Below are 25,920 nucleotides of genomic sequence, written 5' to 3'. Positions count from 1 at the left end.
CCATCGGCCAAAGCGTGCGTCGACATTTTGACAGGGGAACGCCATGGCTGCCGCCGCCGACATCGCTCTGATCAAGAAACAGGAAGCCACGCTGGTCTTTCCGGCCTTCGACGAAGCCGTGGCCTTCGAGATAGGCTCGGCGATAAGGGACCGGGCGCTGAAAGAAGACCTGCCGATCATCGTCGACATCAGGACCTTCGACCGGCCGCTGTTCTACGCCGCGATGCCGGGCTCCAACGCCTCCAATCCGGACTGGGCGCGGCGCAAGATCAATGTCGTGAGGCGCTTCTTGAGAAGCACCTACCGCATGGTGCTGGAGCAACAGCGGCCCGACCGCACCTTCAAGGTCGGCGAGGGCCTGGACATTGCCGACTATGTGCTCGCCGGCGGCGGCTTTCCCGTCACGGTGAAGGGCGCCGGCGTCATCGGGGTCATTGCCGTCTCCGGCCTGCCGGAGCGAGAGGACCACGGCGTCGTGGTCGATGCGCTCTGTGCCCATCTCGGCGCTGATCGGAAACAACTAGCGCTGCCGCGAGAGGAAAAATGACCGATCCCAAGTCGTTTCTCGTTTCCATCTTCAACGCCGCCGTCGCTGCCGCCGATCCGGAAAAGACGATCAGAAACCATTTGCCGGCAAAGCCGAAGGGCCGCACCATCGTCATCGGCGCCGGCAAAGGCTCCGCGCAAATGGCCGCGGCCTTCGAGAAGGTCTGGGACGGGCCGATCGATGGCCTGGTCGTCACCCGCTACGGCTATGGCGCCAAATGCGAGCGCATCGAGATCATCGAGGCGGCGCACCCGGTGCCGGACGCTGCCGGCCTCGAGGCTTCGCGCCGACTGCTGGAAAAGGTGCGCGACCTGACCTCGGACGACCTGGTGGTGGCGCTGATCTCCGGCGGCGGCTCGGCGCTGCTGCCGTCGCCTGCCTCCGGTCTGACTTTAGCCGACGAGATCGCCGTCAACCAGGCGCTGCTCGCCTCCGGCGCGCCGATCGCGGCGATGAACACCATCCGCAAGCATGTCTCGACCATCAAGGGCGGGCGCCTGGCCGCTGCCGCGCATCCGGCCAGGGTGGTGTCGCTCGTCGTCTCCGACATCCCCGGCGACAATCCGGCATTGGTCGCCTCAGGGCCGACCGTTGCCGATAGCGGCAGCCGCGAAGACGCGCTGGCGTCGATTGCCGCTTACAACATGAAGCTGCCGGCCTCTGTCATGGCGCACATCCAGTCGTCCGCCGCCGATGCGCCGCGTCCCGACGACCCGCGCTTTGCCGGCAATGAAGTGCATCTCATCGCCTCGGCCGGCGTCTCGCTGGAGGCGGCGGCCGCCGAGGCGAAGCGGCAAGGCATCGACGCCGTCATCCTGTCGGATTCGATCGAGGGCGAGGCGCGCGAGGTCGGCGGCGTCCATGCCGCGATCGCCCGCGAGGTCGCGACGCGCAACCGGCCTTTCGCCAAGCCGGTGCTGATCCTTTCGGGAGGCGAGACGACCGTTACCTTGCGGGCCAAGGGCAAGGGCGGCCGCAATTCCGAATTCCTGCTCGCCTTCGCCATCGGTATCGATGGCATGAACGGCATCCATGCCTTGGCCGCTGATACCGACGGCATCGACGGCTCGGAGAACAATGCCGGTGCCTTTGCCGATGGCTCGACGGTGTCCCGCATGCGTGCAGCCGGTGTCGACGCCAAGGCGATGCTTGCCGGCAACAATGCCTGGACGGCCTTCAATGCGGTGGATGATTTGTTCGTACCAGGCCCCACGGGCACGAACGTCAACGATCTCAGGGCGATTTTGATTAGATAGCACGGTCGGGGCGAAAGAGCCTAGGCAGCCATCAGCCGCTTCACCTCCCGCATATCCTTCAAAAACCGCTCGCGCTCGGCGTCCTTGTCCGCCGGTTCGCGGATGCGCAGGATGAGCGAGGGGTGGATGGTGATGAACACGCGCAGCCCATCGCGCTCGATCACCGCGCCACGCATCTTCAACACCGGCACCGCCTTGCCGAGCAGCGCTTGCGCCGCCGTCGCGCCCAGCGCCACCACCAGGTTCGGCTTGATCAGGTCGAGTTCCTTGTCCAGCCACCAGCGGCAGGCCCGAATCTCGCCGGCATTGGGCTTGGAATGGATGCGTCTTTTGCCGCGCGGCTCGAATTTGAAGTGTTTCACCGCATTGGTCACATAGACCTTGCGGCGGTCGATCGCGGCGTCGTCCAGAATGCTGTCGAATATCCTGCCCGCCGGGCCGACAAAGGGCTTGCCGGCCAGATCCTCCTGGTCGCCGGGCTGTTCGCCGACGAAGACCACCTCTGCGATTTCCGGCCCCTCGCCGAATACGGTTTGCGTCGCATGGCGCCAGAGCTGGCAGCGGCGGCAGCCCTTTGCCGCCTCGCGCGCCTCGCCGATGGAAGCGGCATCTTCCCCTGCAGCCGGCTCTGCCTCGGGCGCAGGGATGCGCCTCACTGGACGCCTCGCTTCACGCTGCAAGGCCGTTGCTGACGGTGTTGTTGCCATCGTCCTATCTCGCCCGCTTTTGAACTTGAAATGGGCGAGGCTGGCGATGGTTCCCGATCCTCACACCTCGTGCAGGTAGAGGTGGTAGTCCAGCTCGCTGACGGTGCGCGCGACGCGCAGATATTCCGCCTGCTTGATCGCCACGAAGGTGCGGTGCAGGTCGTGGCCGAGCGCCGCTTTCAGGAAATCGGAAGCCTTTGCCGCTTCGATCGCAGCGCGCCAGTCGACCGGCATGGTCGAGGTTTCCGTGGCCTGCTCATAACCGTTACCGGTTGTTTCCGGGCCGGGGTCCAGCCCCTCGTCGAGGCCTTTGACGATGCCGGCCAGCACCGTCGCCGCCACCAGATAGGGGTTGGCGTCGACGCCAGACGGCCGGTGCTCGATGCGGCGGTTCCCGGCGTCGCCCGCCGGCACCCGAAGCGCCACCGACCGGTTGTTGACGCCCCAGGTCGGCGCCACCGGCGCGTAGGACTGCGAGACAAAGCGGCGCCATGAATTGGCGTGCGGTGCAAACACCAGCATCGATTCCGCCATTGTGCCGATAAGGCCGCCCAGGGCGTTGAGCAGCTTTTGTGACCATTTCTCGCCGGCGGCTTCGGTGAACACGTTCCGGCCGGCGTCGTCCTGCAGCGACACGTGGAAATGCATGCCCGAGCCGGCATAGGTTTCGATCGGCTTGGCCATGAAGCAGGCGGTGACGCCGTGCCGGCGCGCCTGCGCCCTGACCAGCCGCTTCAGCATGACGAGATCGTCCGCCGCCCGCATCACGTCCCGGCGGTAGTTGAGCGTCAGCTCGTACTGGCCGGGCGCATATTCGGAAATGATCGTCTCGGCGGGTATGCCTTGCGCCTTCGCGGCGGCGTAGATGTCGGAAAACAGCGGCTCCATGCCGTGCAGATGGTCGACCGAGTAGACCTCCGTCTTACCCGAGCGGCGGCCGTCGAGCACGGCGCGGGCGGGCTGCACCTTGCCGTCAGCGTCGCGTTCGTTGGCGAGCAGGAAAAATTCCAGCTCGAAGGCGCCGGCCGGATGCAGGCCTCTTGCCGCCAGCAACTCCACCTGCCTTGCCAGCGCCAGCCGCGGGTCGGAGGTCATCGGCTGGCCGTCGAGATGATACATCGACATCAGCACCTGGCCGCGCGGCGGCCTGGTGCCGTGCAGCGGCACCAGCGTGCCGGGGATCGGCCATGCGCGCAGATCCCCGTCGCCTGTGTCCCAGATCAGGCCGGTGTCGTGGACATCCTCGCCGGTGATGTCGAGGCCGAGGATCGAGATCGGCATGTGCCGGCCACCCTCGAAGATGCTCATCAGCTCATGCCGGCGTACGATCTTGCCTCGGCCGATGCCGTTGGCGTCGGTGAGCACGATGTCGAAGGCCTCGATCTCGGGATGGGCGTCGAGAAAGGCTTTTGCCTCGGCGGGCGTCGATCCGGAAGGCGAGGTCGTGACAGCGTTCGGATTGTCCATGGCAGCTTGTCTCACGCCGCAAGCCTTGCCGCAACCGCGCTGAAAGCGGTGATCAGCCGGCTCACCTGCGCCGCCCTCGTCGCCGGCGAGATCAGCATCATGTTGTGGAACGGCGCGATCAGCACGCCGCGATTGACCAGCGCGACATGGATGGCGGCTTCCAGCTCCGGCGCGTGCGCTTTTTCCGCCTCGCCGCCATTCCTCAGCGGGCCGGGCGCGCAGATGAACTCGACTCGGGCGCCGACCCGCGCGACGTGCCAGGGCAGCCTGTATCGGTCGATGACGGCGGTCAGCCCGGCGTCGAGGCGGCGCGCCAGCCGGTCCATATGCACATAGGCCGCCTCGGTCATCACCTCTTCCAGCGTCGCGCGCATCGCCGCGAATTGCAGCGGGTTTGCCGACAGCGTCGTGCCCATGCCGGAATAGCCGGGCTCCTTGGTCCGGTTATAGGCGCCGTAGAGGGTGGCTACGTCCTCGCTCATGCCCCAGATGCTCGCCGGCACGCCGCCCGCCACCGGCTTGCCGAGCACGAACAGGTCCGGTTCCAGCCCATGCTTGCGCGCATAGCCGCCAGGCCCGGTGGAGATGGTGTGCGTCTCGTCGATCAAAAGCAGCGTGCCGGCGGCGCGCGTGAGGCGCCGCAGCGCGTCGTGGAAGCCGGGTTCCGGCAGCACCATGCAGGAATTGGTCAGCACCGGTTCGGTGATGACGCAGGCGACGTCACGGTTGCCAAGCGCCGCCTCCAATGCCCCGATATCGTTGAATTCGACGATCTTCGTTGCCCGCGTCAGGTCGCGGAATTCGCCGGCCAGCCCCGGCCGGTTGACCGGCTTGCCGTCGATCAGCCGCACCATCGTCTCGTCGACCGAGCCGTGATAGCAGCCGTTGAAGACCAGGATCTTCTCGCGCCCTGTCACTGCGCGGGCGACGCGCAGCGCGAAGCGGTTGGCGTCGGTGGCGGTGGTGGCGATCTGCCAGTAGGGCAGGCCAAAGCGCTGCTGCAAGAGCGGGCCGATGGCGATCGCGTCCTCGCTGGGCAGCATATAGGTTAGGCCGCGCCCGGATTGCCGGCGGATGGCGCGGGCGACCGCAGCCGGCGAATGTCCGAGCATCGAGCCGGTGTCGCCGAGGCAGAAATCGTCGAGCCTGTTGCCGTCGACATCGGTGATGATTGCGCCCTTGGCACTTTCGACCAGGATCGGGAACGGCGTCGGCCAGTCGGTCATCCAGTGCATCGGCACGCCGCCGAGGAAGCCTGCCATGCCGTTGCCGACCTTGGCCTCGGAATTCGGCCGCGCCTTGCGGAAGGTCGCCGCTTCGGACTCACGCAATTCAGCGATGCGGGCGACGTCGATGCCGCCGATGGAAGTCCTTGAATCCGATGCCTGCATGAAAACCCCTTTGTTTCGGGCGGCACTCTGCCAACCGGTTTGCAAAACCGCAATTGGCCGCGCGGGAGCTCCTGTTGGATCAGCGCTATTGACCCGGCGCAGCGGTCTGGGCCTCAATGCGGCAGGCTTGAAGGGAGGGGAAATGCGGACGGTCTTCTGCGCGGCAGCGCTTCTTGCATCGGCGAACGTGGCTTCCGCCTCGGGTGCCCTCTGGTGCTCCGTCGACGACCGTCAGGTCGCTTTGCAACTCGATGCCGGCGTCACCCGGGGCCTCGGCGGCCCAACCTTCAACTTCAGGGGCGATCTCGAAATCAAGGCGCGGCCCACGGGCGACAGCCTGCGCAAGACCGTGTTCGAGGATCAGAACCTCGCGCAATATTGGCTCGACGGCGAGGAGTTGCGGCTGCTCGTCGATCGCGAGCATGAAGCAGGGGACAGCTATCGCTCGGTGGAACTGACGATCCTGACCAAGGCCAGCGACGAAAGCACCTATGACGGGCGCTACACGCTCTCGGTCTATGACGGCAGCGGCGCGGACAGCGAACCCGTCGAGTTCAAAGGCGATGTTTCCTGCGGCGCCGAATGATCAGGCGGTGATGTCGATCACGCCGCAATCGCCGGCCGCGCTGCCGAAGACGATGCGGCGCTCTTCCTTGTCCCACATCATCGCGGTGATGGCGCCCTTGCCGGGGCGGCGCAGGAGCACTTCCTTGGCATCGGCGAAACGTGCCGCGATCACCATGCCGTCCTCATAGCCGATCGCCACCACCTCCTGGCTGGGATGGCAGGCGACGCAGGTCACCATGGTGTTGCCGCGCGTGCCGAGCTCCAGCGGCGCCTTGCCCATCGGCCCGTCCTTGGCTGAAAACGGCCATACGATCGCCGCCGGCGCGCCGGAGCTCGCCAGCCACTTGCCCTTGACGCTCCACGACAGGCTTTTGACCTTGCCGGGATAGCCGCTCATGCGCATGTGCTTGCCGTCGGCCAGCTTCCAGCCATGCAGCGCGTTCTCCTGCATGGTGGTGATCAGGAAGGCGCCGTCCGGCGAGAAGGTTATGCCGGTGTGGGCGCCGGCCCATTCAAGCTCAACCGGCTTGCCCTCGGCCGCCGGGAAATGCAGTGTCGCGCCATTGTAGCGGGCAACGCCGAAGCGCATGCCCTTGGGTGAGAAGGCGAGCCCTTCGACCGAGCGCGGATGGTTAAATTCCTTGGTCTTGCCGTCGGCGAAGCGCACGAAGGCGGTCTTGCCCGAGGCATAGGCGACCGCACCTTGCGGACCGGCGGCGACGCTGGTGATCCACTTCCTGCCGGCGCTGGCGAGTTCGCTGACCTCGCCGCCGGCCTTGACCGCAAACACCTTGCCGTCCTCGCCGCCGGTGATCAGCCGGTCGTTGGCCGCGTCGTGGAAGGCGGCGAGCAGCCCGTCATTGGCCTGCGCCGTCTTTTGCCCGTTATCCAGCCTGTGGATCGCGCCGTCGGCCAAAGCGAAATGCGGCACGTCGTTAAGGAAGACGGCGGCGACGCAATGGCCTTCGAGATCAAGCGGGGCGACTGTGGGCATATGGACTGTCCATTCGAGATTCTTGCCCTTCCCCATAAGGGGTTGAGCCACGGGTCTCAACCCGCTTCGGATCTTGGACTACAGCAGTAGGGGCGTTGGCGTGCGGTTTCCCCTTCTCCCACAAGGGGAGGAGGAAGAAGGCGTGAAATCAAGCCGCCTGGCAGGCTTCAAAGCTCTTCCTGAGCCGCTCTTCGTCGAGCTCGCGGCCGATGAACACCAGCCGGCTCTCGCGCTTCTCGCCATCCTTCCAGGCGCGCTGGTGGTCGCCCTCGAGGATCATGTGCACGCCCTGCAGGACATAGCGCTCGTCGTCGCCCTTGAGCGCGATGATGCCTTTCAGCCGCAGGATGTTCGGTCCTTCCATCTGGGTCACCTTCTCGATCCACGGGAAGAACTTCTTCGGGTCCATCTCGCCGCCGCGCAGCGATACCGACTTCACCGTCACATCATGGATGTCGGACGGATGGTCGTGATGATGGTGGTCGTGGCCGTCATGGTCGTGATCGTGATGATCATGGTCGTGGTGGTCATGATCGTGATCGTGCGCCTCGAGGAAATGCGGGTCGTTCTCCAGCGCGCGGGCGAGATCGAAGGCGCCGCGGTCGAGCACCTCGCCCAGCGCCACGCCGGCGCGTTCCGTGCGATGGATCCTGGCCGCCGGGTTGATGGCGCGGATCGTCGCCTCGACCTTTTCGAGCTCTTCAGGCGTGACGAGGTCGGTCTTGTTCAGCACCACCACGTCGGCGAAGGCGATCTGGTCCTCGGCTTCCTTGGAATCCTTGAGCCGCAGCGGCAGGTGCTTGGCGTCGACAAGCGCCACCACGGCGTCGAGCTTGGTCTTGGTGCGCACGTCGTCGTCCATGAAGAAGGTCTGCGCCACCGGTACCGGGTCGGCGAGGCCGGTGGTTTCCACCACGATGGCGTCGAAGCGGCCGGGCCGCCGCATCAGGCCTTCGACGACTCGGATCAGGTCGCCGCGCACCGTGCAGCAGACGCAGCCATTGTTCATCTCGTAGATTTCTTCGTCGGATTCCACGATCAGGTCGTTGTCGATGCCGATCTCGCCGAACTCGTTGACGATGACGGCGTAACGCCTGCCGTGGTTCTCCGACAGGATGCGGTTGAGCAGCGTCGTCTTGCCCGCGCCGAGATAGCCGGTGAGAACGGTTACGGGGATCTGCGTCTGTGCATCGCTCATGGCTTGCCTCGAAAATCTGTGCCCTAAAGGATTTGTCGGCCTCATATAGGGTGTGGCCCACGCTTTTGCACGCGGCAAAGCGATGGGCCAGGCGGCGCCGCCAATCGGGACGGTGCAGAGGGTGGACCGGCGGCAATCGAGGCCGGTCAAAGGAAGGAGCCGCGTGGGCGTCGCCGGGCTCTCGCCGGCTTGCGCTGTGAATCTCGCCAGGCCAAAAGTCGTTTGTCATCTAACTGAAATAAACATCTGGCATCACCTGCGCGGGCACCGCAATGCTTGCCGGCAAAGCGTTTTGCAAGCCGGACTCTTGAAATCGTCATTTGCCAGCCGCAGGACAGCCTCTATGCTTTCCGCTCCGGTTCGGCCGAAGAGGGAACGACCATGGCCAAGGCGGACAAGACAGCGACAATGAGCCGGCTGCATTCGGCGGCGCGGCTGGCGCGGACGGCACTTGCGGCGCGGCTTCTGGCGCACGGCTTCTACGCTGGCCAGGACCAGATCATGCTGGCCTTGGATCGCGAGGACGGCCAGACCCCGGGCAATCTCGCCGGCAAGCTCGGCGTGCGTCCGCCGACCATCACCAAGACCATCAACAGGCTTCAGGCGCAGGGTTTCCTCGAGAAGCGCGCCTCCAACGCCGATGCCCGCCAGGCCCACATCTTCCTCACCGATACCGGCCGCGAGACCATCCGCGCCATCGAGAAGTCGGTCAAGAAGACCGAGAAGCAGGCATTGAAGGGCCTCGACAAGAAGGACCAGAAAGCGCTGTTCAAGCTGCTGGCCCGCATCGAGGCGAACCTGTCGAACGAGGAGCTGATCCTCATCGACGACGACGCGGAGTTGGATGAAGCGTGACGCGTAAGCGCGACGCGCAGCGTCGTCGCTCAACCGCGAGGCGTTGGTGACCCACGAGCGACGCGTAAGCGTCGTCTCGAGCGACGCAAGCGCGATGCGCAGCATCGTCGCTTAACCGCTTCACGCGCCACCCAAGCAGCGGCGGCTCAGCGGAAAGGGCGACGACGCTGCGCGTCGCGCCTGAGAGCTATCACCGGACGTCTCGCGATTGAGCGACGACGCTGCGCGTCGCGCTTACCAGCGCCGCCCAGCGTCCGGGCGTCAGCCCGAACGCCTTCTTGAAATGCCGGTTGAAATGGCTCTGGTCGCTGAAGCCGGCAGCAACGGCTGTCTCGGCTAAAGGCTCGCCGGCTTCGATCATGCGCCGGGCCCGCTGCAGCCGGCGCATCACGAGGAAGCGATGCGGGCTGGTCGAATAGGTCGCGCGGAAATGGCGTGACAGCGCGTAACGGTCGAGCCCGGTGATCGCTTCAAGCTCGTCGGAGCGCACCGTCCGTTCGGCGTTCTCTTCGAGATAGTCGCGGGCAAGCGCCGCCGCCCGCCACGCGATCGTTCCCGTCGGCTTTGCCGGCTGCCCGGCATGGCGTTTCAACTGCCGCGCCAGCTGCGCAATGAAATCGGCGACGAACAAATCGGTCCAGCTCCTCGTCTAAGGGCGCGAGGGCTGAGAGCAGCGTGCCGCGCAAGGCCTGGTCGCTCACCACGGCATCATGCACGAAAGGCAGCGGCGCGCCATTGAGGCAATCGAGCAGCAGCGACGGCTCCAGATAGAGGATCCGGTAGCGCAAGCCGTCCTCGGTGCCGGCGCCCCCGTCATGCAACTCGTCGGGATGCAGCACGATCACCTGGCCGGGCAGGCTGTGTTGAAGCGCACCGCGATAATGGAAGCGCTGCACGCCATCGAGCGTGACCCCGATGGCATAGGTGTCGTGCCGGTGCAGCTCGAAGGCATTACCGTGGAAGCGCGCCTCGATGCGCTCGAGGCCGGCGGTGCCGGGCGCCGAAACGATCCGGTCGTCGTCCGCGCACGAACGTTCAAGACCTTCCAGCGCCTCATCGCCTAGACCGTGCGCCATCGCCTCATCCATCCCCGTTGCGGGGCTACCTCTCGGAGAGACATTTTGGTGTTCGACACGAAATTTGCAATCGTGCTCAAGGAAGACCTCGCCGTCTGGCAGAAGCTCAACGTCACCGCGTTCCTGACCAGCGGCATCGTCGCGCAATTCCCTCGGATCATCGGCGAACCCTATCGCGACCGCGCCGGCAATCTCTTCAACCCGCTCTCGATCCAGCCTGTGATCGTGCTTTCGGCGGACGGGCCGACGCTTGCCGCGATCCACTGCCGGGCCCTGGAGCGCGGGGTGACGACATCGGCTTATGTCGAGGAAATGTTCGCGACCGGCCATGACGTGGCCAATCGCGCCGTCTTCGCCGAATTCGCGCCCGACGATGCCAAGATGGTCGGCATCGCGCTGCGCGCCGAAAAGAAGCTGGTCGACAAGATCACCAAGGGCGCCCGCATGCACGCCTGAGCAGCAAAGCCGTGGTTGTTGCAGCGGCTTCTTTCGGTCCGGCCACGCCCCATGATTGGCTTGCCGGCAAGCTTTGGTTGCCGCAAAGGTGGCGTGTCCGCCTTCGCTTCCTTCCGGCCTGAATTTGTCTGCTTCCCGAACCCAAGACGACAGCGCAACGCCGCCCGCGGCGATGCTCTTGATGCTTTGCGTCTATGTCTGCTTCACCTTTCTCGACACCTCGAGCAAATATCTGGTGCTTGCCGGCGTCTCGGCGCTGATCGTCGCCTGGGCGCGCTTTACCGTTCATGTGCTGCTGGTCGGCGTCTTTTTGCGCGGCTGGCGCGAGCCGTCGCGCTTCCGCGCCAACAACCTGCCGGCGCACATCCTTCGCGGATGCCTTCTTTTCGGCTCGACCATGTTCAACATCCTGGCGCTGCGCACGCTCCAGCTCGCCGAAACCACCTCGATCTATTTCTTCGGTCCGATGGTAATCACCGCTTTGGCCGGTCCGCTGCTTGGAGAATGGGCCGGCTGGCGACGCTGGCTGGCGATCCTCACCGGTTTCGTCGGCGTTTTGATCATCACCCGGCCCGGCGTCGGCGTCTTCGGCATAGGCCATCTCTTCGCGCTCGGCTCGATGCTGTCGAACTCCTTTTACGTCATCATGACCCGGCGCATGTCCGCCAGCGAAACGTCGGAGAGCCTGATATTGTTTTCCGCCCTGGCGCCGGCGGTGCTGCTTGTGCCGCTGCTGCCTCTCTCGCCTGCGCTGCCGCAGGATGGCTGGCACTGGGTGATCCTTTTGATGCTGGGCGTGTTCGGCGCCGGCGGCCATTGGCTGCTGGTCCAGGCCTATCGCCTGGCGACTACCACCGCGCTCGCGCCCTATCCCTATTCGCAGATGGTGTGGATGATCATTTCCGGCTGGCTGATCTTCCACCAGTTTCCGGACCGCTGGACGCTGCTTGGGGCAGCCATCATCGTCGCAAGCGGCCTCTACATCATCCATCGCGAGCACAGGCTGCGTCTTCGCAATTCCGCATCGCTGGATACCGAGGCCGAGACACTGGCGAAAAAACTTTGATTTGCGATCGATCGATGGCATAAGGCCGCATTTAAACAGTTTAAAGACCCTGGGGAGCGAAGGGCACTGGCACAGAAGATCAAGCTATCGACGATCGCGGATGCGCTCGGCGTATCCACGGCAACGGTATCGCTGGCGCTGCGCGACAGCCCGCTGGTGGCCGGCTCGACGCGCGAGCGCATCAAGGAACACGCCCGCGCCATCGGCTATATCTACAATCGCCGGGCGGCTTCGCTGCGCACCTCGCGCTCCGGCATCGTCGGCGTCGTCGTGCACGACATCATGAACCCGTTCTTCGCCGAGATCCTGCGCTCAATCGAAAGCGAGCTCGACCGCAGCCGCCAGACCTTCATCCTGTCCAACCATTACGATCAGCTGGAGAAGCAGCGCACCTTCATCGACACGCTGCTGCAGCTCGGCGCCGACGGCGTCATCATGTCGCCAGCCATCGGCACGCCCGCCGAGGACATCATCATGGCCGAGGAAAACGGCCTGCCGGCGGTCCTGATCGCGCGCACGGTCGCCGGCGCCGACGTGCCGGTCTTCCGCGGCGACGACGCCTATGGCACGGCGCTTGCCACCAACCATCTGATCTCGCTCGGCCACAAGCGCATCGCCATGATCGGCGGCACCGACCAGACGTCCACTGGCCGCGACCGCTATCAGGGCTATGTCAACGCCATGGAGGCGGCCGGGCTGGAAGTCGGGCCGTCCTGGCGCATTCCCGGGCCGCGCACCAAGCAGGCCGGATTCGAGGCCGCAGGACAGTTTCTGGCGCTGAAAGACAAGCCGACCGCCGCCTGCTGCTGGAATGATCTGGTTGCGATCGGGCTGATGAACGGCATCGCGCGCGCCGGCCTGGTGCCGGGTGTCGATATCTCCGTCACCGGTTACGACGACCTGGAGGAGGCTGCGATAGCGACGCCGGCATTGACGACGGTCTGGAATGGCCAGCGCGAGGTCGGCCGCCGCGCCGCCAGCGCGCTGCTCGACAAGCTGAACGGGCAGGCCGTGCGGCCCTCGCAAGAACTGATCAAGCCGGAGCTGCACGTGCGCCAGTCCACCGGCAAGCCGGTGGAGCGTCAATGACCAGAGCCGAGGCAAATTCCCCGGTCTCCATCCTGGTGCCGGGGCAATTCAACGACCATGCGATCGGCCGCATCGACAAGGCGTTCCGGCGCGTGTGGATCGAGCGCGCCGATCCGTCCCTCGTCACCGGCGAGATGCGGCAAGCCGTGCGCGGCATCGCCTCCTTCGGCGGCATCAGCGCGGCCATGATCGACGCGCTGCCCAACCTCGAGATCATCGCCAATTTCGGCGTCGGCTACGATTCGGTCGATGCCCGCCACGCGGCCACGCGCGGCGTCATGGTCACCAACACGCCGGACGTGCTGACCGAAGAGGTCGCCGACACCACGATCGGCCTCCTGATCAACACCGTGCGCGAGCTCTACAACGCCGAGAAATGGCTGCGCGACGGCGACTGGGTGAATAGGGGCAACTATCCTCTGAGCCGGCTCACCTTGCGCGGCCGCCGCATCGGTATCTTCGGCATGGGCCGCATCGGCCTTGCCGTCGCCCATCGCCTCGAGGCCTTCGGCCTGCCGATCGCCTATCACAACCGCCGCAAGGTCGAAGGCCTGTCCTACGAATACCATGCCACGCTGAAGGGTCTGGCCGAAGCGGTCGATACGCTGATTTGCATAGCTCCCGGCGGTGCCGCGACGGAAAAGGCCATCAACGCGGAAATCCTGTCGGCGCTGGGCCCGAACGGCGTCTTCGTCAATATCGGCCGCGGCAGCACGGTGGACGAGGCGGCTCTCGTCGCCGCCCTCGACAAGGGCACCATCGCCGCCGCCGGGCTCGATGTCTTTGCCGACGAACCGAACGTGCCCAAGGCGCTGCTCGGCGCGCCCAACGCCTCGCTCCTGCCGCATGTCGGCTCGGCATCGGACCACACCCGCCGGGCCATGGCGGATCTGTGCGTCGACAATCTTGTCTCCTGGTTCCGCGAGCGCCGGCCGCTAACCCCGGTGCCGGAGACCGCGCAGGTCAGGCCGAGAAGCTGACCAAGCGGACTGCCACACCTATTAACTATTTAACGCGCGCTTAACGCTTTGGAAACACTATGCATACTTCGTTATGCATGAGCCGAAGCCGCGGGCGGTTCAGGCCTTGTGCATGGGGGTAGATATCGAAGCGCGCCGGCGCGCGTTTCGAAGGTACGGAGAGACGGCGTGAAGGTCCTTTACATGTGCATGGCGGTTGCCGCGCTGGCCGGCGGCGTCCAGCTCGTCCATGGCGGCAGCGGCGAAAGCATCGCCAGCGAGACAACATCATCCGACAGCTTTCGTCTGACGGCTAATGGCGATGAAGCGGCCTGCGCTGTCAGGCGCGGCGCCGAGGTGTCGCACGGCGTGTCGCTACTCTCCGTCGCTACGAACTGCCGCAAGCTTCTGCCCGGCATCGAGCGCGCGAAGTTCTGGCGCGAGCAGGCCGACGGCACGGTGGCTTTCAGCGAGAACGGCATCGACCCGATCGTCACTTTCAGCGTCGCCGATGGCGACGGCTACGAATCCTACGCGCCTGTCGCGCCGCTGCTGGCCTTGAACAACGAATAACGGTGGAATAGGCCAGGCCGGCCTATTCCGCCGCGGCGCGGGCTCCATTTTTCGCCGCGGCATGCAGGCGCACGGCATCGCCGAAGGCGCGGAAGATCTTCGCCGAGTTGCTATCCGATTTCACCCAATATTCGGGGTGCCACTGGACGCCGACCGCAAAGGCGCGGGCATCCTTGACCGAGACCGCCTCGATCGTGCCGTCGGTGGCGACCGCCTCGACCTGCAGTTTCGATCCGAGCCGGTCGATCGCCTGGCGATGCAATGAATTGACCTTGATCTCGCCGGCGCCGAACACGCCGGCGAGGCAGCTTCCGGGCTTGATCGAAATCGTCTGGTGGATGCCGAAACGCTCGTCCTGATTGTCGCTCACCGGCGCGCGGTGATCGAGCGAGCCCTCGCGCTCCTGGATCTCGGTGCCCAGCGTGCCGCCCAGCGCCACGTTGAGTTCCTGGATGCCGCGGCAGATGGCGAGCAGCGGCACGCCGCGCTCGATCGCCTTGCGGATCAGCGGCAGCGTGGTCGAGTCGCGCGCCGGATCGTAGGGGCCGTTGGCCTCGCTGGCATCGCCGCCATAGAGCGCAGGATGCACATTGGATTTCGAACCCGTGACCATGACGCCGTCGACCGAGGACAGCAGTTCGTCGAAATCCAGCCGGTCGCCGAAGGACGGCACCAGCAGCGGGAACACGCCGGCGCCGGCGATCGCCGCCTCGATATATTGCTGCGGCGCGGCGTGCCAGGTGTAGTTGTCGAACTGGCGAACATCTGTCGAGACGGCAACGAGCGGCTGCTGCATTTTGGATACGGTTTCCATTGAGAAGCTAACGAATTATTCTGCCTACAAAATAGGCGATCCGACGGCGCTTTGCCATGGCAAGTTTCGCTGCCTCGCATGGGCCAGGAAACAGGGTGCGTTAGACTATAGTTGCAGGCGGCGCCGGAACGGCTGGAACTTTGGTCGCGATGCTGGACTCGACCTCTTGCCTGTGTATGTTTCTTCCCCAACCGATCCGGGCGCCGAGGATGTCCCGAACGTCGGTCAGTGGATCCGCAAGGGAGGAAACTTAATGGATCGTCGTTCATTCATCCGCAAGGCCGGTGCGTCCGGCGTCGGCGTCGCGGCGGCCGCCGCGCTTGCCGCGCCGGCAATAGCCCAATCCAATCCGAAAGTGACCTGGCGGCTGGCATCGTCCTTCCCGAAATCGCTGGACACGATCTACGGCGGCGCGGAAGTCTTCTCAAAAAAGCTGTCGGAAGCGACCGACGGGAATTTCCAGGTCCAGGTCTTTGCGTCGGGCGAGCTGGTGCCCGGCCTGCAGGCGGCTGATGCCACCGCTGCCGGCACCGTCGAGGCCTGCCACACGGTGGCATACTATTATTGGGGCAAGGACCCGACCTGGGCCCTGGGCGCCGCGGTGCCGTTCTCGCTCAACGCGCGCGGAATAAATGCCTGGCACTACCATGGCGGCGGCATCGACCTGTTCAACGAGTTCCTGGCCACGCAAGGGCTGTTCGGCCTGCCTGGCGGCAACACCGGCGTGCAGATGGGCGGCTGGTTCCGCAAGCAGATCAATACCGTGGCCGATCTTTCCGGCCTCAAGATGCGCATCGGCGGCTTCGCCGGCAAGGTGGTGCAGAAGCTCGGCGTCGTGCCGCAGCAGATCGCCGGCGGCGACATCTACCCGGCGCTGGAAAAGGGCACTATCGACGCCGCCGAATGGGTCGGCCCTTATGACGACGAGAAGCTCGGCTTCTACAAGGTCGCGCCCTACTACTACTATCCCGGCTGGTGGGAAGGCGGCCCGACCGTGCATCTGATGTTCAACAAGGCCAAGTACGAGGAGCTTTCGCCGGCCTACAAGTCGCTGGTGCGCACCGCTGCCCAGGCGGCCGACGCCAACATGCTGCAGAAATACGATTTCCTCAATCCGGCGGCGGTGAAGCGGCTGGTGGCCGGCGGCGCCAAGCTGGCGCCCTTCAGTCAGGAAATCATGGCGGCCTGCTTCGAAAAGGCCAACGAGGTCTATGCCGAAATGGAGGCCAACAACGCGCCGTTCAAGAAAATCTGGGACTCGATCAAGGGCTTCCGCAAGGAGCACTATCTCTGGGCCCAGGTGGCCGAATACAACTACGACACCTTCATGATGGTGCAGCAGCGCAACGGCAAGCTGTAGGCGTTTTCATCGAAGTTCGATCTGGGAGACCCCGGCTTGTCCGGGGTCTCTTCGTTTGCGCCGGTAGCGGACGCTGCTTTAGCCGTTCGGCACGACCAGCACCTTGACCTCACCGGGAGCCGCCGGATTCGAGATCACGCGCGGCGCCTCTTCGAGGGGCACTTGCCTCGAAATCAGCTTGTCGATCTCAACCGCGCCAGACGCGACAAGGTCGGCGGCGCGGCGATGCGTGAAGGGGTTGATGAAGGAACCGAGAACCTTCAGCTCGCGGAACAGGACGTCGAACGGCTCGAAGGCCACCTTCTGCCCTTGCGGCATCACGCCGACGATCACCACCGTGCCGCCGGACTTGGCCAGCCGCATCGATTGCTCGACGGTGTCCGGGACGCCCGCGCATTCGAGCACCACGTCGACACCGCCCGGCACAAGGCCGGCCTTTCCGGCGATGGCCTCGATGGGATCGACGGCGCTGGGATCGACCGTGGCCGTAGCGCCGAGCTCTTCGGCCAGCGCCCGGCGCGAGGCCTGCCTGGTCGACAGGATGATGGTCGCCGCGCCCGCGAGCTTCGCCAGCTGCACCGTGAGCAGGCCGATGACGCCGCCGCCCAGCACCACCACCGACGCGCCCGGTTTGATGCCGGCAAGATCGACGCCATGCAGGCAGCATGCCAGCGGCTCGCAGAAGGCGCCGTGCGTCGGCTTGAGGCCGGCAGGCAGCAGGAAGGCCTGGCTTTGCGGCATCACGACATAGTCGGCGAAGCCGCCGTCCCGGTGGATGCCGATGGCCCTGAGGTTGCTGCACAAATTGACGCGCCCGGCGCGGCAATGACTGCAGCGCCCGCAGGAAATATTGGGGTCGCCGGTGACCCGGTCGCCGACCGCGATATCGGCGACGGCCTCGCCGACCGCCTCGACGATGCCGCAGAATTCGTGGCCGAGCGTCACCGGCGGCTTTGACGGGAACTCGCCATGGAACAGGTGGCGGTCGGTGCCGCAGACGCCGCAGGCCTCGATCCGCACGAGAACGTCTTCCGGACCCGGCGCGGGTTTGGCGACATCGCGAAGCGCGATGCCGCCGATTGCTTCCAGCCGGACTGCTCTCATGGCGCGGTCACCTCAATTGAAGCTCGGCGGCTTCGAAAGATCGGGCGCCGGCGCGGCCGGCTTGGCTGGCGCCGTGTCGCCGAAATTCGGCGGCTGCGATAGGTCCGGCGTGCCGGGTGCAGCCGGTGCGGCGCCGCCATTGGCGGGCGCCGCACCATTGTCGGCCGGCGGCGTGCCGAGCGGCGCCAGTCCCGGCATCTCCGGCAGCTTCAGGTCTATCGTGCTCGGCTCGACGGCGGCGCCCTTGTAGCGCATCACCATTTGCGGGAAGGCGATGGTCAGCCCGATCATGATCACCTGGATGCAGACGAAGGGCACGGCACCCCAGTAGATCTGGCCGGTGGTGACCGGCGCGATCTGCTTGCCGGTGATGCGGTCGAGATAGGGCACGCGCGCCGCGACCGAGCGCAGGTAGAACAGCGCGAAGCCGAAAGGCGGATGCATGAAGCTGGTCTGCATGTTGACGCCGAGCAGCACGCCGAACCAGATCAGATCGATGCCGAGCTTGTCGGCGGCCGGCGCCAGGAGCGGCACGATGATGAAGGCGAGCTCGAAGAAATCGAGAAAGAAGGCAAGCAGGAAGACCAGGATGTTGACGCCGATCAGGAAGCCGGTCTCGCCGCCCGGCAACGAGACCAGGAGATGCTCGACCCAGATATGGCCGTTGACGCCGTAGAAGGTGAGCGAGAAGACCCGCGCGCCGATCAGGATGAACAGCACGAAGGAGGAGAGTCTGGTCGTCGAGGCCAGCGCCTGCTTGATGACGTCGAACGACAGCCGCCCCTTTGCCGCGGCCATGATCAGCGCGCCGACCGAACCCATCGCGCCGCCTTCGGTCGGCGTGGCGATGCCGAGGAAGATGGTGCCGAGCACCAGGAAGATCAGCGCCAGCGGCGGGATCAGCACGATCACCACCTGCTGCGCCAGCTTGGACATGACGTTGATCCCGAGCCGCTGGTCGGCGATCGCCACGATGTAGATGACGATCACGCCGACGGCGGCGCCGAGGATGTCGGCATTGTCGCCATGGGCAGGTTCGAGATAGCGGTAGGCGGCATAGGATATCGCACCCGTAGCCAGCAGCGCCACGATCAGCGAGATCACGCCGCGGCCGAGCGTGCGGGCTTCGAGCGGCAATGCCGGCATCGCGTTCGGCCGGATGATCGACATGATCAGGATGTAGAGCATGTAGATGCCGGTGAGCACCAGTCCGGGGATCAGCGCGCCCGCATACATGTCGCCCACCGAGCGGCCGAGCTGGTCTGCCAGCACGATCAGCACCAGCGAGGGCGGGATGATCTGGGCCAGCGTGCCGGAAGCCGCGATCACTCCCGAGGCGAGGCGCCGGTCGTAGCCGTAGCGCAGCATGATCGGCAGCGAGATCAGCCCCATGGCGATAACGGAAGCCGCCACCACGCCGGTCGTCGCGGCAAGCAGCGCGCCGACGAAGATCACCGCATAGGCGAGCCCGCCGCGGATCGGGCCGAAGAGCTGTCCAACCGTGTCGAGCAGGTCCTCGGCCATGCCGGATCGTTCGAGAACAATGCCCATGAATGTGAAGAACGGAATGGCCAGCAGCGTGTCGTTCGACATCACCCTGGTGCCGTAGAAATTGTCCGGCAGCGCATGCAGCAGCGGCCAGGCGAGGTTGATCGATCCCCCGGAATACGGCGACAGGAGCACGCCGATGAAGAAGAACAACAGGCCGTTCGCGGCGAGCGAGAAGGCGACGGGGTAGCCGATCAAAAGGAAGATGATCAGCGAGGCGAACATGATCGGCGCCATGTTCTGCGCGATGAACTCGATCATGAGCGCACCTCGCCGGACAGGGCCTTGGCTTCCTCGGCCAGCGCCTCGGCCTCGAGCTTTGCCTGGTCATGCGCCGATACGAAGGGGTTGGGATCCTCCATGTCGCCGCGCATGATGGCGATCTTCTTGATGATTTCGGAGACTCCCTGGATGGCCAGCAGGAAGAAGCCGGTGAGCAGGATTGCCTTTGCCGGCCAGACTATAAGCCCGCCGGCATTGGTCGACATCTCGCCGCTGCGGAAGGATAGCGACACGTAAGGCACGAAATAGATCACCATCAGCACCACGAACGGCATCAGGAAGAGGAGGTGGCCGAGAAGGTCGATCCAGTGCTGCACGCGGCGGGAAAACATGCCGTAGACTATGTCGATGCGGATATGGTCGTTCTGCTTCAGAGTGTAGGCGGCCGCCAGCATGAAGGCGGCGCCGAACAGGTACCACTGCAGTTCGAGCCAGGCGTTGGAGGAGATGTCGAACGTCTTGCGGATGACGGCGTTGCCGGCGCTCACAAGGATCGCCAGCAGGATCAGCCATGAGACCCAGCGGCCGATGAACTCATTGATGCGGTCGATCGTCCTGGATAGAGCGAGCAGCCCTGCCATGCATGTCCTCCCTGATCATGCGGCGCGCCCGATTCCCCCATCCGGTGTCGCGCCGCTTGGCCCAAGGGTATGCAGTGCGTGGTCCGATAGGTCAACATGACAGGGCGCGACAAACGGCGGCGGCGGTGGAAAGCCGCCAGCTCACCGCGGGTCATGCAACCAAAGTCTATGGGATTCAGGCGACCTTGGACCGGTCGCGGCCGGCGCCGATCAGCACCAGCATGGCGACGAGGAAGAGATAGATCCAGCCATCGCGCCATTCGATCGGGAAATAGCCGGCCCAGAGCGATTCGGCCATGCCGAAGGCTGCGGCGCCAAGGGCCGCCTTGAGCGGCGACATGTAGCCGCCGACAGCCGTCACGAACAGGATCTTGAGGCCATAGACGAGGCCGGTGCCGAAGCTGATGTTGCCGTAATAGAGGCCGGCGAGCACGCCGGCAAAAGCCGCGCAGAACCCGCTATAGAGCACCGCGCGGCGGAACACGGCGCGCACGTCGATGCCGCACATCGCCGCCGCCTTCGGATCGTCGGACACGGCACGCCAGGCGCGGCCGAAACGCGAATGCGAAAACGTCCAGGCCGCCAGCGCCACCACCGCCACCACCGCCGCGCAGTCCATAAGCTGGATGACCGTGAGCGTCACCTTGAAGCTGGCACCCTGGGCGAAGATGACGGGTTGGGCGAGCATCGGCGGCAGCCACAGATCATGGGTGTCGGCGGCGATGCGGCTTGCTTCCGACAGGAACAGCAGGATGCCGAGGGTCGTCACCACGATGGCATTGGGCGACCGGTCCGCCAGCCTCTCGAACACGCTTCGCGACAGCACCTGGCTGACGAGCACGGCATAAAGCAGGGCGGCGACGATGCCGAGCGCGACCGAGGCGGCGAGCGTCAGCCACAGCGCCTGGTAGCCAAAGGCGGCGGTCAGGATCATGGTGTGGCCGCAAAAGGCGAACAGCGCGCCATAGGCAAGGTTGGTGCGGTGCAGGATGCCGTTGGTCAGCACATAGCCGAAGGCGAGCAGCGCATAGAGCGCGCCGGAATGCAGCCCGTTGAGCACCTGCTGATAGAAATAGGCATCGAGCATCCCCGGGCCGTGCGACCTGGACCCGTTGGGAAGGTTGCACCCGGAATCTAACTTGTCAAATACGTTTTATCGGTTAGATTTCTGGCATGACGATATCCTGGACCCCGCACCGCTTCACCGGCGGCATCCTTGCGCTCGACACGGCGAACACCGTCGTGCTGCGCAACGATCCGGAAAGGACGTTCGACCGTTTCGACGATCCGGCCGAGATCGCCCGCTTTGCCGAGGCGGCGAGCGGCTTCCGCGCCGCCGAGCTCGGCGGCCGGCGGCTGGAGGCGCCGGAACCGGGCGGCATCGCCCCGGTCGTGCTGTCGATCCGCGAGGCGACCGACCGCCTGTTCCGCCACGCCGTTGCGAAAGGCGCGATCGCCGTCGCCCATCTGCCGGATTTCCTGACGGCCTGCGCCGGCGGTCTCTCCGGCAGCAGCACAGAAATCGCTGCGCCGGGTCGGCCGTTCGGCGATCCGGCGACGCCGATCGCCTTCGAGGCGGCTTTGGCCGTCTCGGCGCTTTCGCTGTTGCGCGACGAAACTGTAGCGCGGCTCAGGATCTGCCCGAACTGCAGCTGGCTCTTCGTCGACCGCAGCCGCAACTCAAGCCGTCTCTGGTGCGACATGGCCGTCTGCGGCAACCGCCAGAAAGCGAACCGCTATTATCGCCGCCGCACGGCGGTCAGGGAGGCTGCCAATGACTAGCAAGTTCCGTTCGATCGCTCTCGGTGCGGCGCTGATCGCCGCCACGGTGCTCGGAGCCTGCCGCGATACCGGCAAGGAGCAGCTCTTCGCCATTTCCGGCAAGCTGTTCGAATTCAACTACCGGCTCGGCATCGCCACCTACGTCATCACGCTGAGGCCGCTGCGGCCCATGGGCGAGGGACAGTTTGCCGTGGTCAATTTCCAGAATCCGGCCGGCGGCGATCCGATCGTCGTCAACCAGAAGATCTGGCCAAAGCTTCCGCACATCACCCTGACCAGCCCGCCGCTCACCTGCGTCGTCAAGGACAAGCCCTATTCTGTCTCGATCCGCATCGAGGATTCCAGCGGCACACTGCTCCAGAGCATCGACACGACGATGACCTCGTCGGAGGACCAGACCATGCTGCCGGACCGGCCGCTGGTGATCGGCCCGAATTACGAGCTCAACCCGGACCTTGCCGGTCATCCCGACGGCAAGCTGCCCGATGCGCCCAAGCCGGATTGCTCCAAGGCCGTGTGAAGCGCGCCGGCCGCTCGAAATTTTCGTGCGCGGTAAGGCTTTTAGCATGGTCTTGAATGCGCCGGCCGCTGGCAATCGGACCGTTTGTTGCGTCGGCTCTGGCCTCTGCGATTTTGTTTGACCTCTCCCGCAAGGGAAGAAAGACTGCGGCCTCCCACTCCGACGTTGGCCGCCTGAGGCGTGCCTCCGCAGAGGAAATGCCTGATGACGCTGCATGACGTCGCGCTCGACGACAAGTTCGACCTTGGCAAGGAGCGCGTTTTCCTGTCCGGGGCGCAGGCCGTCGTGCGCATGCTTCTTATGCAGCGCGAGCGCGACCGCCGCGCCGGCCTCAACACCGCCGGCTTCGTCTCGGGCTATCGCGGCTCGCCGCTCGGCGGCCTCGACATGCAGCTGTGGAGAGCGAAGCGGCAGCTTGCCCAGGCCGACATCGTCTTCCAGCCGGGCCTCAACGAGGAGCTCGCCGCTACTGCCTGCTGGGGTTCGCAGCAGACCGAGCTGCTCGGCGAAGGCACGCATGACGGCGTCTTTGCGGTCTGGTACGGCAAGGGGCCGGGCGTCGACCGCTCCGGCGACGTGTTCCGCCACGCCAACCTTGCCGGTTCGTCGAGAAACGGCGGCGTTCTCGCCCTGATGGGCGACGACCACATGGCCGAATCCTCGACCAACGCGCACGCCACCGAGTTCCTGTTCGTCGACACCATGGTGCCGATCCTCAACCCGGCCGGCGTCCAGGAGATCATCGACTACGGTCTCTACGGCTTTGCCATGTCGCGCTTCGCCGGCACCTGGGCGGCGATCAAATGCGTCAAGGACAACATCGAATCGACGGCCTCGGTCGACGCCTCGATCGAGCGGCTGGGGATCGTCATCCCCGACTTCGACATGCCGCCCGGCGGCCTCAACATCCGCCACGAGATCGACATCCTCGGGCAGGAGGAGCGGCTGCATGAGCACAAGCGCGCCGCCGCTTCCGCCTTCATCCAGGCCAATGGGTTGAACCGCGTCGTCTATTCCGGCGGCCGCAACCCGAAGCTCGGCATCATCACCATCGGCAAGAGTTATCTCGATGTCCGTCAGGCGCTCGAGGATATAGGCATCGACGAGAAGGCCGCCAACCGCATCGGCATCCGCCTGTTCAAGGTCGGCTGCCCCTGGCCGCTCGATTATCAGCATATCGCCGACTTCGCCCGCGGCCTCGACACCATCGTCGTCGTCGAGGAGAAGCGCTCGCTGATCGAGGTGCAATTGCGCGAGAACCTCTACGGCTCCGCCATCCAGCCGGCCATCGTCGGCAAGAAGGACGAGCGCGGCGACTGGCTGTTTCCGGCCAAGGGCGCGCTCGACCCGAACGAGATCGCGATCGCGCTCGGCGAGCGGATCCTGCGCACCATCGGCCCCTCGGAGGAGATCGCGGCGCGGGTGGCGAAGCTGCGCCAGTTCCAGGCGATGCTTGCCGACACCGCCGACATCGGTTCGCGCACGCCTTTCTTCTGCTCCGGCTGCCCGCACAATTCCTCGACCAAGGTGCCGGAGGGCTCGCTCGCCGCCGCCGGCATCGGTTGCCACTTCATGGCGCTGTGGATGGACCGGAACACGGTCGGTTTTACCGCGATGGGCGGCGAGGGCGCGCAATGGGTCGGCCAGGCGCCGTTCTCCAGGCGCGATCATATCTTCCAGAATCTCGGCGACGGCACCTACAACCATTCCGGCCTGCTGGCGATCCGCTTCGCGCTGTCGAGCGATGCCAACATCACCTACAAGATCCTCTACAACGACGCGGTCGCCATGACCGGCGGCCAGCCGCATGAAGGCGGCCTGACGGTGGATATGATCGCCAGGCAGGTGCGCGCCGAGGGCGTCGAGCGCATCGTCGTCGTCACCGACGAGCCGGACAAATATGCCGGCAAGGCCGATTTCCCGGCCGGCGCCACCATCCATCACCGCGACGACCTCGACCTCGTCCAGCGCGAATTGCGTGGCGTGAAAGGCGTCTCGGTGCTTCTCTACGACCAGACCTGCGCCGCTGAAAAACGCCGCCGTCGCAAGCGCGGCACGTTCCCCGACCCGGACAAGCGCGTCTTCATCAACGAGCTGGTCTGCGAAGGTTGCGGCGATTGCGGCGTTCAATCGAACTGCGTTTCGATCCAGCCGGTCGAGACCGAATTCGGCCGCAAGCGCCGGATCGACCAGTCGAGCTGCAACAAGGATTTTTCTTGCATCAACGGCTTCTGCCCCTCTTTCGTGACGGTGCACGGCGGCAAGATCAGGAAGGCCGAAGGCATTGCCGGCAAGAGCGACCCGCTCGACGGCGTGCCGGAGCCGATCGAATTTCCGCTCGGCGCGGAGGGCTGGGCGGCGATCATCGACGGCGTCGGCGGCACCGGCGTCGTCACCATCGGCGCGGTGCTCGGCATGGCAGCTCATCTCGAAGGCAAGGGCTGCGGCATGATCGACATGGCGGGCCTTGCCCAGAAAGGCGGTTCGGTCTTCACCCATGTCCGCATTGCCCCGACGCCCGAGGACATCCACGCCATCCGCGTCTCGGCCGGCAAGGCCGACCTCGTGCTCGGCTGCGATCTCGTCGTCTCCGGCGCCAAGAAAGTGCTCGCCGCTGTGCGCGAGGGCCACACCATGTTCCTCGCCAACACCGCCGAAATCATGCCCGGCGAATTCACCCGTTCGGCCGATTTCTCGCTGCCGGTCGAGCGGCTCAAGAAGGCGATCCGTGCCGCCGCCGGCGACGACAAGGCCCACTTCTTCGACGCCACCCGCACGGCGACGGCGCTGTTCGGCAATTCGCTTGGCGCCAACATGTTCATGCTCGGCTTCGCCTTCCAGCATGGCGGGCTGCCGCTCTCGGCCGAAGCCGTTGAAAAGGCGATCGAATTGAACGGCGAAGCGGTGGCGATGAACATCGCCGCCTTCCGCTGGGGCCGTCGCGCCGCGCACCAGCCGGATTTCGTGCGCGGCCTGGTCGGCCGTACCGGCAAGCCGGCGTCGGCGCCAGCCGAGACGCTCGACGACATCATCGCCCGGCGCGTCGCGTTCCTGACCGCCTATCAGAACGCGGCCTATGGCAAGCGCTATGCCGGCAGGATCGCCGCGCTGCGTGCCGCCGAGGCGAAGGCGCTTCCCGGCTCGACGGCCGTGACCGAGGCTGCCGCCAAGAACCTGTTCAAGCTGATGGCGATCAAGGACGAGTATGAGGTGGCGCGGCTCTATACCGATGGCGCCTTCGCAGCCGATCTCGCCAGGCAGTTCCAGAGCTACGAGAGGCTGGAATTCCATCTCGCGCCGCCGATCCTCGGGCGGCGCGGCAATGACGGTCGCCCAAGGAAATCGAGCTTTGGCCCGTGGATGATGAAGGCATTTCGCCTGCTGGCCGCCATGAAAGGCCTGCGCGGTACCCTGTTCGACGTGTTCGGTCGCACCGCCGAACGCCGCGCCGAGCGGCAGCTGCTTGCGCAATACGAGGCCGATCTCGACCTGATTGCCACAGCACTTGCGCCGGGCAGGATCGACGCCGCCGCGGCGCTGGCCTCCGTGCCGGCGCTCGTCCGCGGCTACGGTCATGTCCGGCAGGCCAGCGCCGCAAGGGCGGCTGAGGAGCGCTCGAGGCTGCTGCAGCGGCTGAGTGAGGCCGCGCCGGTGCCGGTCCTCAGCGCCGCCGAGTGATTGCGCCAAACCGATTGCCCGAAGCTTTCTCAGATCGGCCCGGATCCTTG

23 protein-coding genes and 1 pseudogene are annotated in these 25,920 nt (G+C 65.4%); 13 read left to right on the top strand and 11 right to left on the bottom strand.

The genetic code is table 11. The features are described 5' to 3' along the window. Positions 1-43 precede the first annotated feature (43 nt). Complete coding sequence (locus EN874_RS10280) at positions 44-547, top strand: heme-degrading domain-containing protein (protein ID WP_127424676.1); 504 nt, start codon at positions 44-46, stop codon at positions 545-547. Continuing rightward, positions 544-1,803 (top strand): glycerate kinase, encoded by a 1,260-nt coding sequence (locus EN874_RS10275; protein WP_127424675.1) that lies wholly within the window; start codon positions 544-546, stop codon positions 1,801-1,803. The genes EN874_RS10280 and EN874_RS10275 overlap by 4 nt, the downstream gene beginning before the upstream one ends. 20 nt (positions 1,804-1,823) lie before the next feature. On the opposite strand, the gene EN874_RS10270 is transcribed toward EN874_RS10275, so the two are convergent. Genes EN874_RS10270 through EN874_RS10260 form a run of 3 tightly spaced genes read right to left on the bottom strand, consistent with a single transcriptional unit; the run spans position 1,824 to position 5,368 of the window. Next, positions 1,824-2,510: a UdgX family uracil-DNA binding protein gene (locus EN874_RS10270; RefSeq protein ID WP_127424674.1), complete on the bottom strand. Its 687-nt coding sequence runs from the start codon at positions 2,508-2,510 to the stop codon at positions 1,824-1,826. Between the two features lie 60 nt (positions 2,511-2,570). Next, positions 2,571-3,977 carry a glutamine synthetase family protein gene (locus EN874_RS10265; protein WP_127425024.1) on the bottom strand — a complete coding sequence of 469 codons (1,407 nt, stop codon included), beginning with the start codon at positions 3,975-3,977 and terminating at the stop codon, positions 2,571-2,573. Between the two features lie 11 nt (positions 3,978-3,988). Continuing rightward, positions 3,989-5,368 carry an aspartate aminotransferase family protein gene (locus tag EN874_RS10260; RefSeq protein ID WP_127424673.1) on the bottom strand — a complete coding sequence of 460 codons (1,380 nt, stop codon included), beginning with the start codon at positions 5,366-5,368 and terminating at the stop codon, positions 3,989-3,991. 88 nt (positions 5,369-5,456) lie between these two features. Between EN874_RS10260 and EN874_RS10255 the strand changes: the two genes are divergently transcribed. After that, complete coding sequence (locus tag EN874_RS10255) at positions 5,457-5,954, top strand: hypothetical protein (RefSeq protein WP_348631723.1); 498 nt, start codon at positions 5,457-5,459, stop codon at positions 5,952-5,954. On the opposite strand, the gene EN874_RS10250 is transcribed toward EN874_RS10255, so the two are convergent. Both EN874_RS10250 and EN874_RS10245 read right to left on the bottom strand, forming a co-directional pair. Then, a complete protein-coding gene (locus EN874_RS10250) occupies positions 5,955-6,929 on the bottom strand; it encodes a WD40 repeat domain-containing protein (protein WP_127424672.1) in 975 nt (324 codons plus the stop codon). A gap of 148 nt (positions 6,930-7,077) precedes the next feature. Further along, complete coding sequence (locus EN874_RS10245; protein ID WP_127424671.1) at positions 7,078-8,127, bottom strand: GTP-binding protein; 1,050 nt, start codon at positions 8,125-8,127, stop codon at positions 7,078-7,080. Between the two features lie 381 nt (positions 8,128-8,508). Here EN874_RS10245 and EN874_RS10240 point away from each other — a divergent pair, with 381 nt between their 5' ends. After that, on the top strand, positions 8,509-8,982 hold the full coding sequence (locus EN874_RS10240) for a MarR family transcriptional regulator (protein WP_126086320.1): 474 nt from the start codon (positions 8,509-8,511) through the stop codon (positions 8,980-8,982). Between the two features lie 190 nt (positions 8,983-9,172). Here EN874_RS10240 and EN874_RS10235 read toward each other — a convergent pair. Beyond that, a pseudogene (locus tag EN874_RS10235) lies at positions 9,173-10,058 on the bottom strand (AraC family transcriptional regulator). 48 nt (positions 10,059-10,106) lie between these two features. Between EN874_RS10235 and EN874_RS10230 the strand changes: the two are divergent. From EN874_RS10230 to EN874_RS10210, 5 genes are all read left to right on the top strand, one after another. Next, on the top strand, positions 10,107-10,514 hold the full coding sequence (locus EN874_RS10230; RefSeq protein ID WP_127424670.1) for a DUF2000 family protein: 408 nt from the start codon (positions 10,107-10,109) through the stop codon (positions 10,512-10,514). 181 nt (positions 10,515-10,695) lie between these two features. Then, positions 10,696-11,580, top strand: coding sequence for a DMT family transporter (locus EN874_RS10225; RefSeq protein WP_168247443.1), 885 nt, complete (start codon positions 10,696-10,698; stop codon positions 11,578-11,580). 66 nt (positions 11,581-11,646) lie between these two features. Next, positions 11,647-12,669: a LacI family DNA-binding transcriptional regulator gene (locus EN874_RS10220; RefSeq protein WP_127424668.1), complete on the top strand. Its 1,023-nt coding sequence runs from the start codon at positions 11,647-11,649 to the stop codon at positions 12,667-12,669. Next, complete coding sequence (locus EN874_RS10215; RefSeq protein ID WP_127424667.1) at positions 12,666-13,649, top strand: 2-hydroxyacid dehydrogenase; 984 nt, start codon at positions 12,666-12,668, stop codon at positions 13,647-13,649. The genes EN874_RS10220 and EN874_RS10215 overlap by 4 nt, the downstream gene beginning before the upstream one ends. A gap of 183 nt (positions 13,650-13,832) precedes the next feature. Further along, complete coding sequence (locus EN874_RS10210; RefSeq protein WP_127425022.1) at positions 13,833-14,201, top strand: hypothetical protein; 369 nt, start codon at positions 13,833-13,835, stop codon at positions 14,199-14,201. Between the two features lie 22 nt (positions 14,202-14,223). On the opposite strand, the gene EN874_RS10205 is transcribed toward EN874_RS10210, so the two are convergent. Beyond that, complete coding sequence (locus EN874_RS10205) at positions 14,224-14,997, bottom strand: gamma-glutamyl-gamma-aminobutyrate hydrolase family protein (RefSeq protein ID WP_127424666.1); 774 nt, start codon at positions 14,995-14,997, stop codon at positions 14,224-14,226. 271 nt (positions 14,998-15,268) lie between these two features. Between EN874_RS10205 and EN874_RS10200 the strand changes: the two genes are divergently transcribed. Then, on the top strand, positions 15,269-16,375 hold the full coding sequence (locus tag EN874_RS10200; RefSeq protein ID WP_127424665.1) for a TRAP transporter substrate-binding protein: 1,107 nt from the start codon (positions 15,269-15,271) through the stop codon (positions 16,373-16,375). Between the two features lie 78 nt (positions 16,376-16,453). Here the strand turns inward: EN874_RS10200 and EN874_RS10195 are convergent, their stop codons facing one another. The 4 genes from EN874_RS10195 to EN874_RS10180 all read right to left on the bottom strand — a co-directional run bounded on the left by EN874_RS10195 (position 16,454) and on the right by EN874_RS10180 (position 20,977). Beyond that, positions 16,454-17,479 (bottom strand): zinc-dependent alcohol dehydrogenase family protein, encoded by a 1,026-nt coding sequence (locus tag EN874_RS10195; protein ID WP_127424664.1) that lies wholly within the window; start codon positions 17,477-17,479, stop codon positions 16,454-16,456. Positions 17,480-17,491: 12 nt separating this feature from the next. Beyond that, entirely contained in the window at positions 17,492-19,288 is a 1,797-nt protein-coding gene (locus EN874_RS10190) for a TRAP transporter large permease subunit (protein ID WP_168247444.1), read from the bottom strand. Then, entirely contained in the window at positions 19,285-19,890 is a 606-nt protein-coding gene (locus EN874_RS10185; RefSeq protein WP_127424663.1) for a TRAP transporter small permease subunit, read from the bottom strand. The genes EN874_RS10190 and EN874_RS10185 overlap by 4 nt, the downstream gene beginning before the upstream one ends. Positions 19,891-20,065: 175 nt before the next feature. Next, positions 20,066-20,977, bottom strand: a complete 912-nt coding sequence (locus EN874_RS10180; RefSeq protein WP_127424662.1) for a branched-chain amino acid ABC transporter permease — start codon at positions 20,975-20,977, stop codon at positions 20,066-20,068. 86 nt (positions 20,978-21,063) lie between these two features. Between EN874_RS10180 and EN874_RS10175 the strand changes: the two genes are divergently transcribed. The 3 genes from EN874_RS10175 to EN874_RS10165 all read left to right on the top strand — a co-directional run bounded on the left by EN874_RS10175 (position 21,064) and on the right by EN874_RS10165 (position 25,870). Continuing rightward, the gene (locus EN874_RS10175; protein WP_127424661.1) at positions 21,064-21,672 is read left to right on the top strand and encodes a CGNR zinc finger domain-containing protein; all 609 of its coding nucleotides are present in this window, start codon (positions 21,064-21,066) and stop codon (positions 21,670-21,672) included. Further along, entirely contained in the window at positions 21,665-22,192 is a 528-nt protein-coding gene (locus EN874_RS10170; RefSeq protein WP_127424660.1) for a hypothetical protein, read from the top strand. The genes EN874_RS10175 and EN874_RS10170 overlap by 8 nt, the downstream gene beginning before the upstream one ends. A 204-nt stretch (positions 22,193-22,396) precedes the next feature. Then, positions 22,397-25,870, top strand: a complete 3,474-nt coding sequence (locus EN874_RS10165) for an indolepyruvate ferredoxin oxidoreductase family protein (protein WP_127424659.1) — start codon at positions 22,397-22,399, stop codon at positions 25,868-25,870. The last annotated feature ends 50 nt before the right edge of the window (positions 25,871-25,920 follow it).

Source organism: Mesorhizobium sp. M1D.F.Ca.ET.231.01.1.1 (assembly GCF_003999155.2).
GTDB lineage: Bacteria > Pseudomonadota > Alphaproteobacteria > Rhizobiales > Rhizobiaceae > Mesorhizobium.
This window is presented reverse-complemented; position numbering and strand designations above follow the sequence as displayed.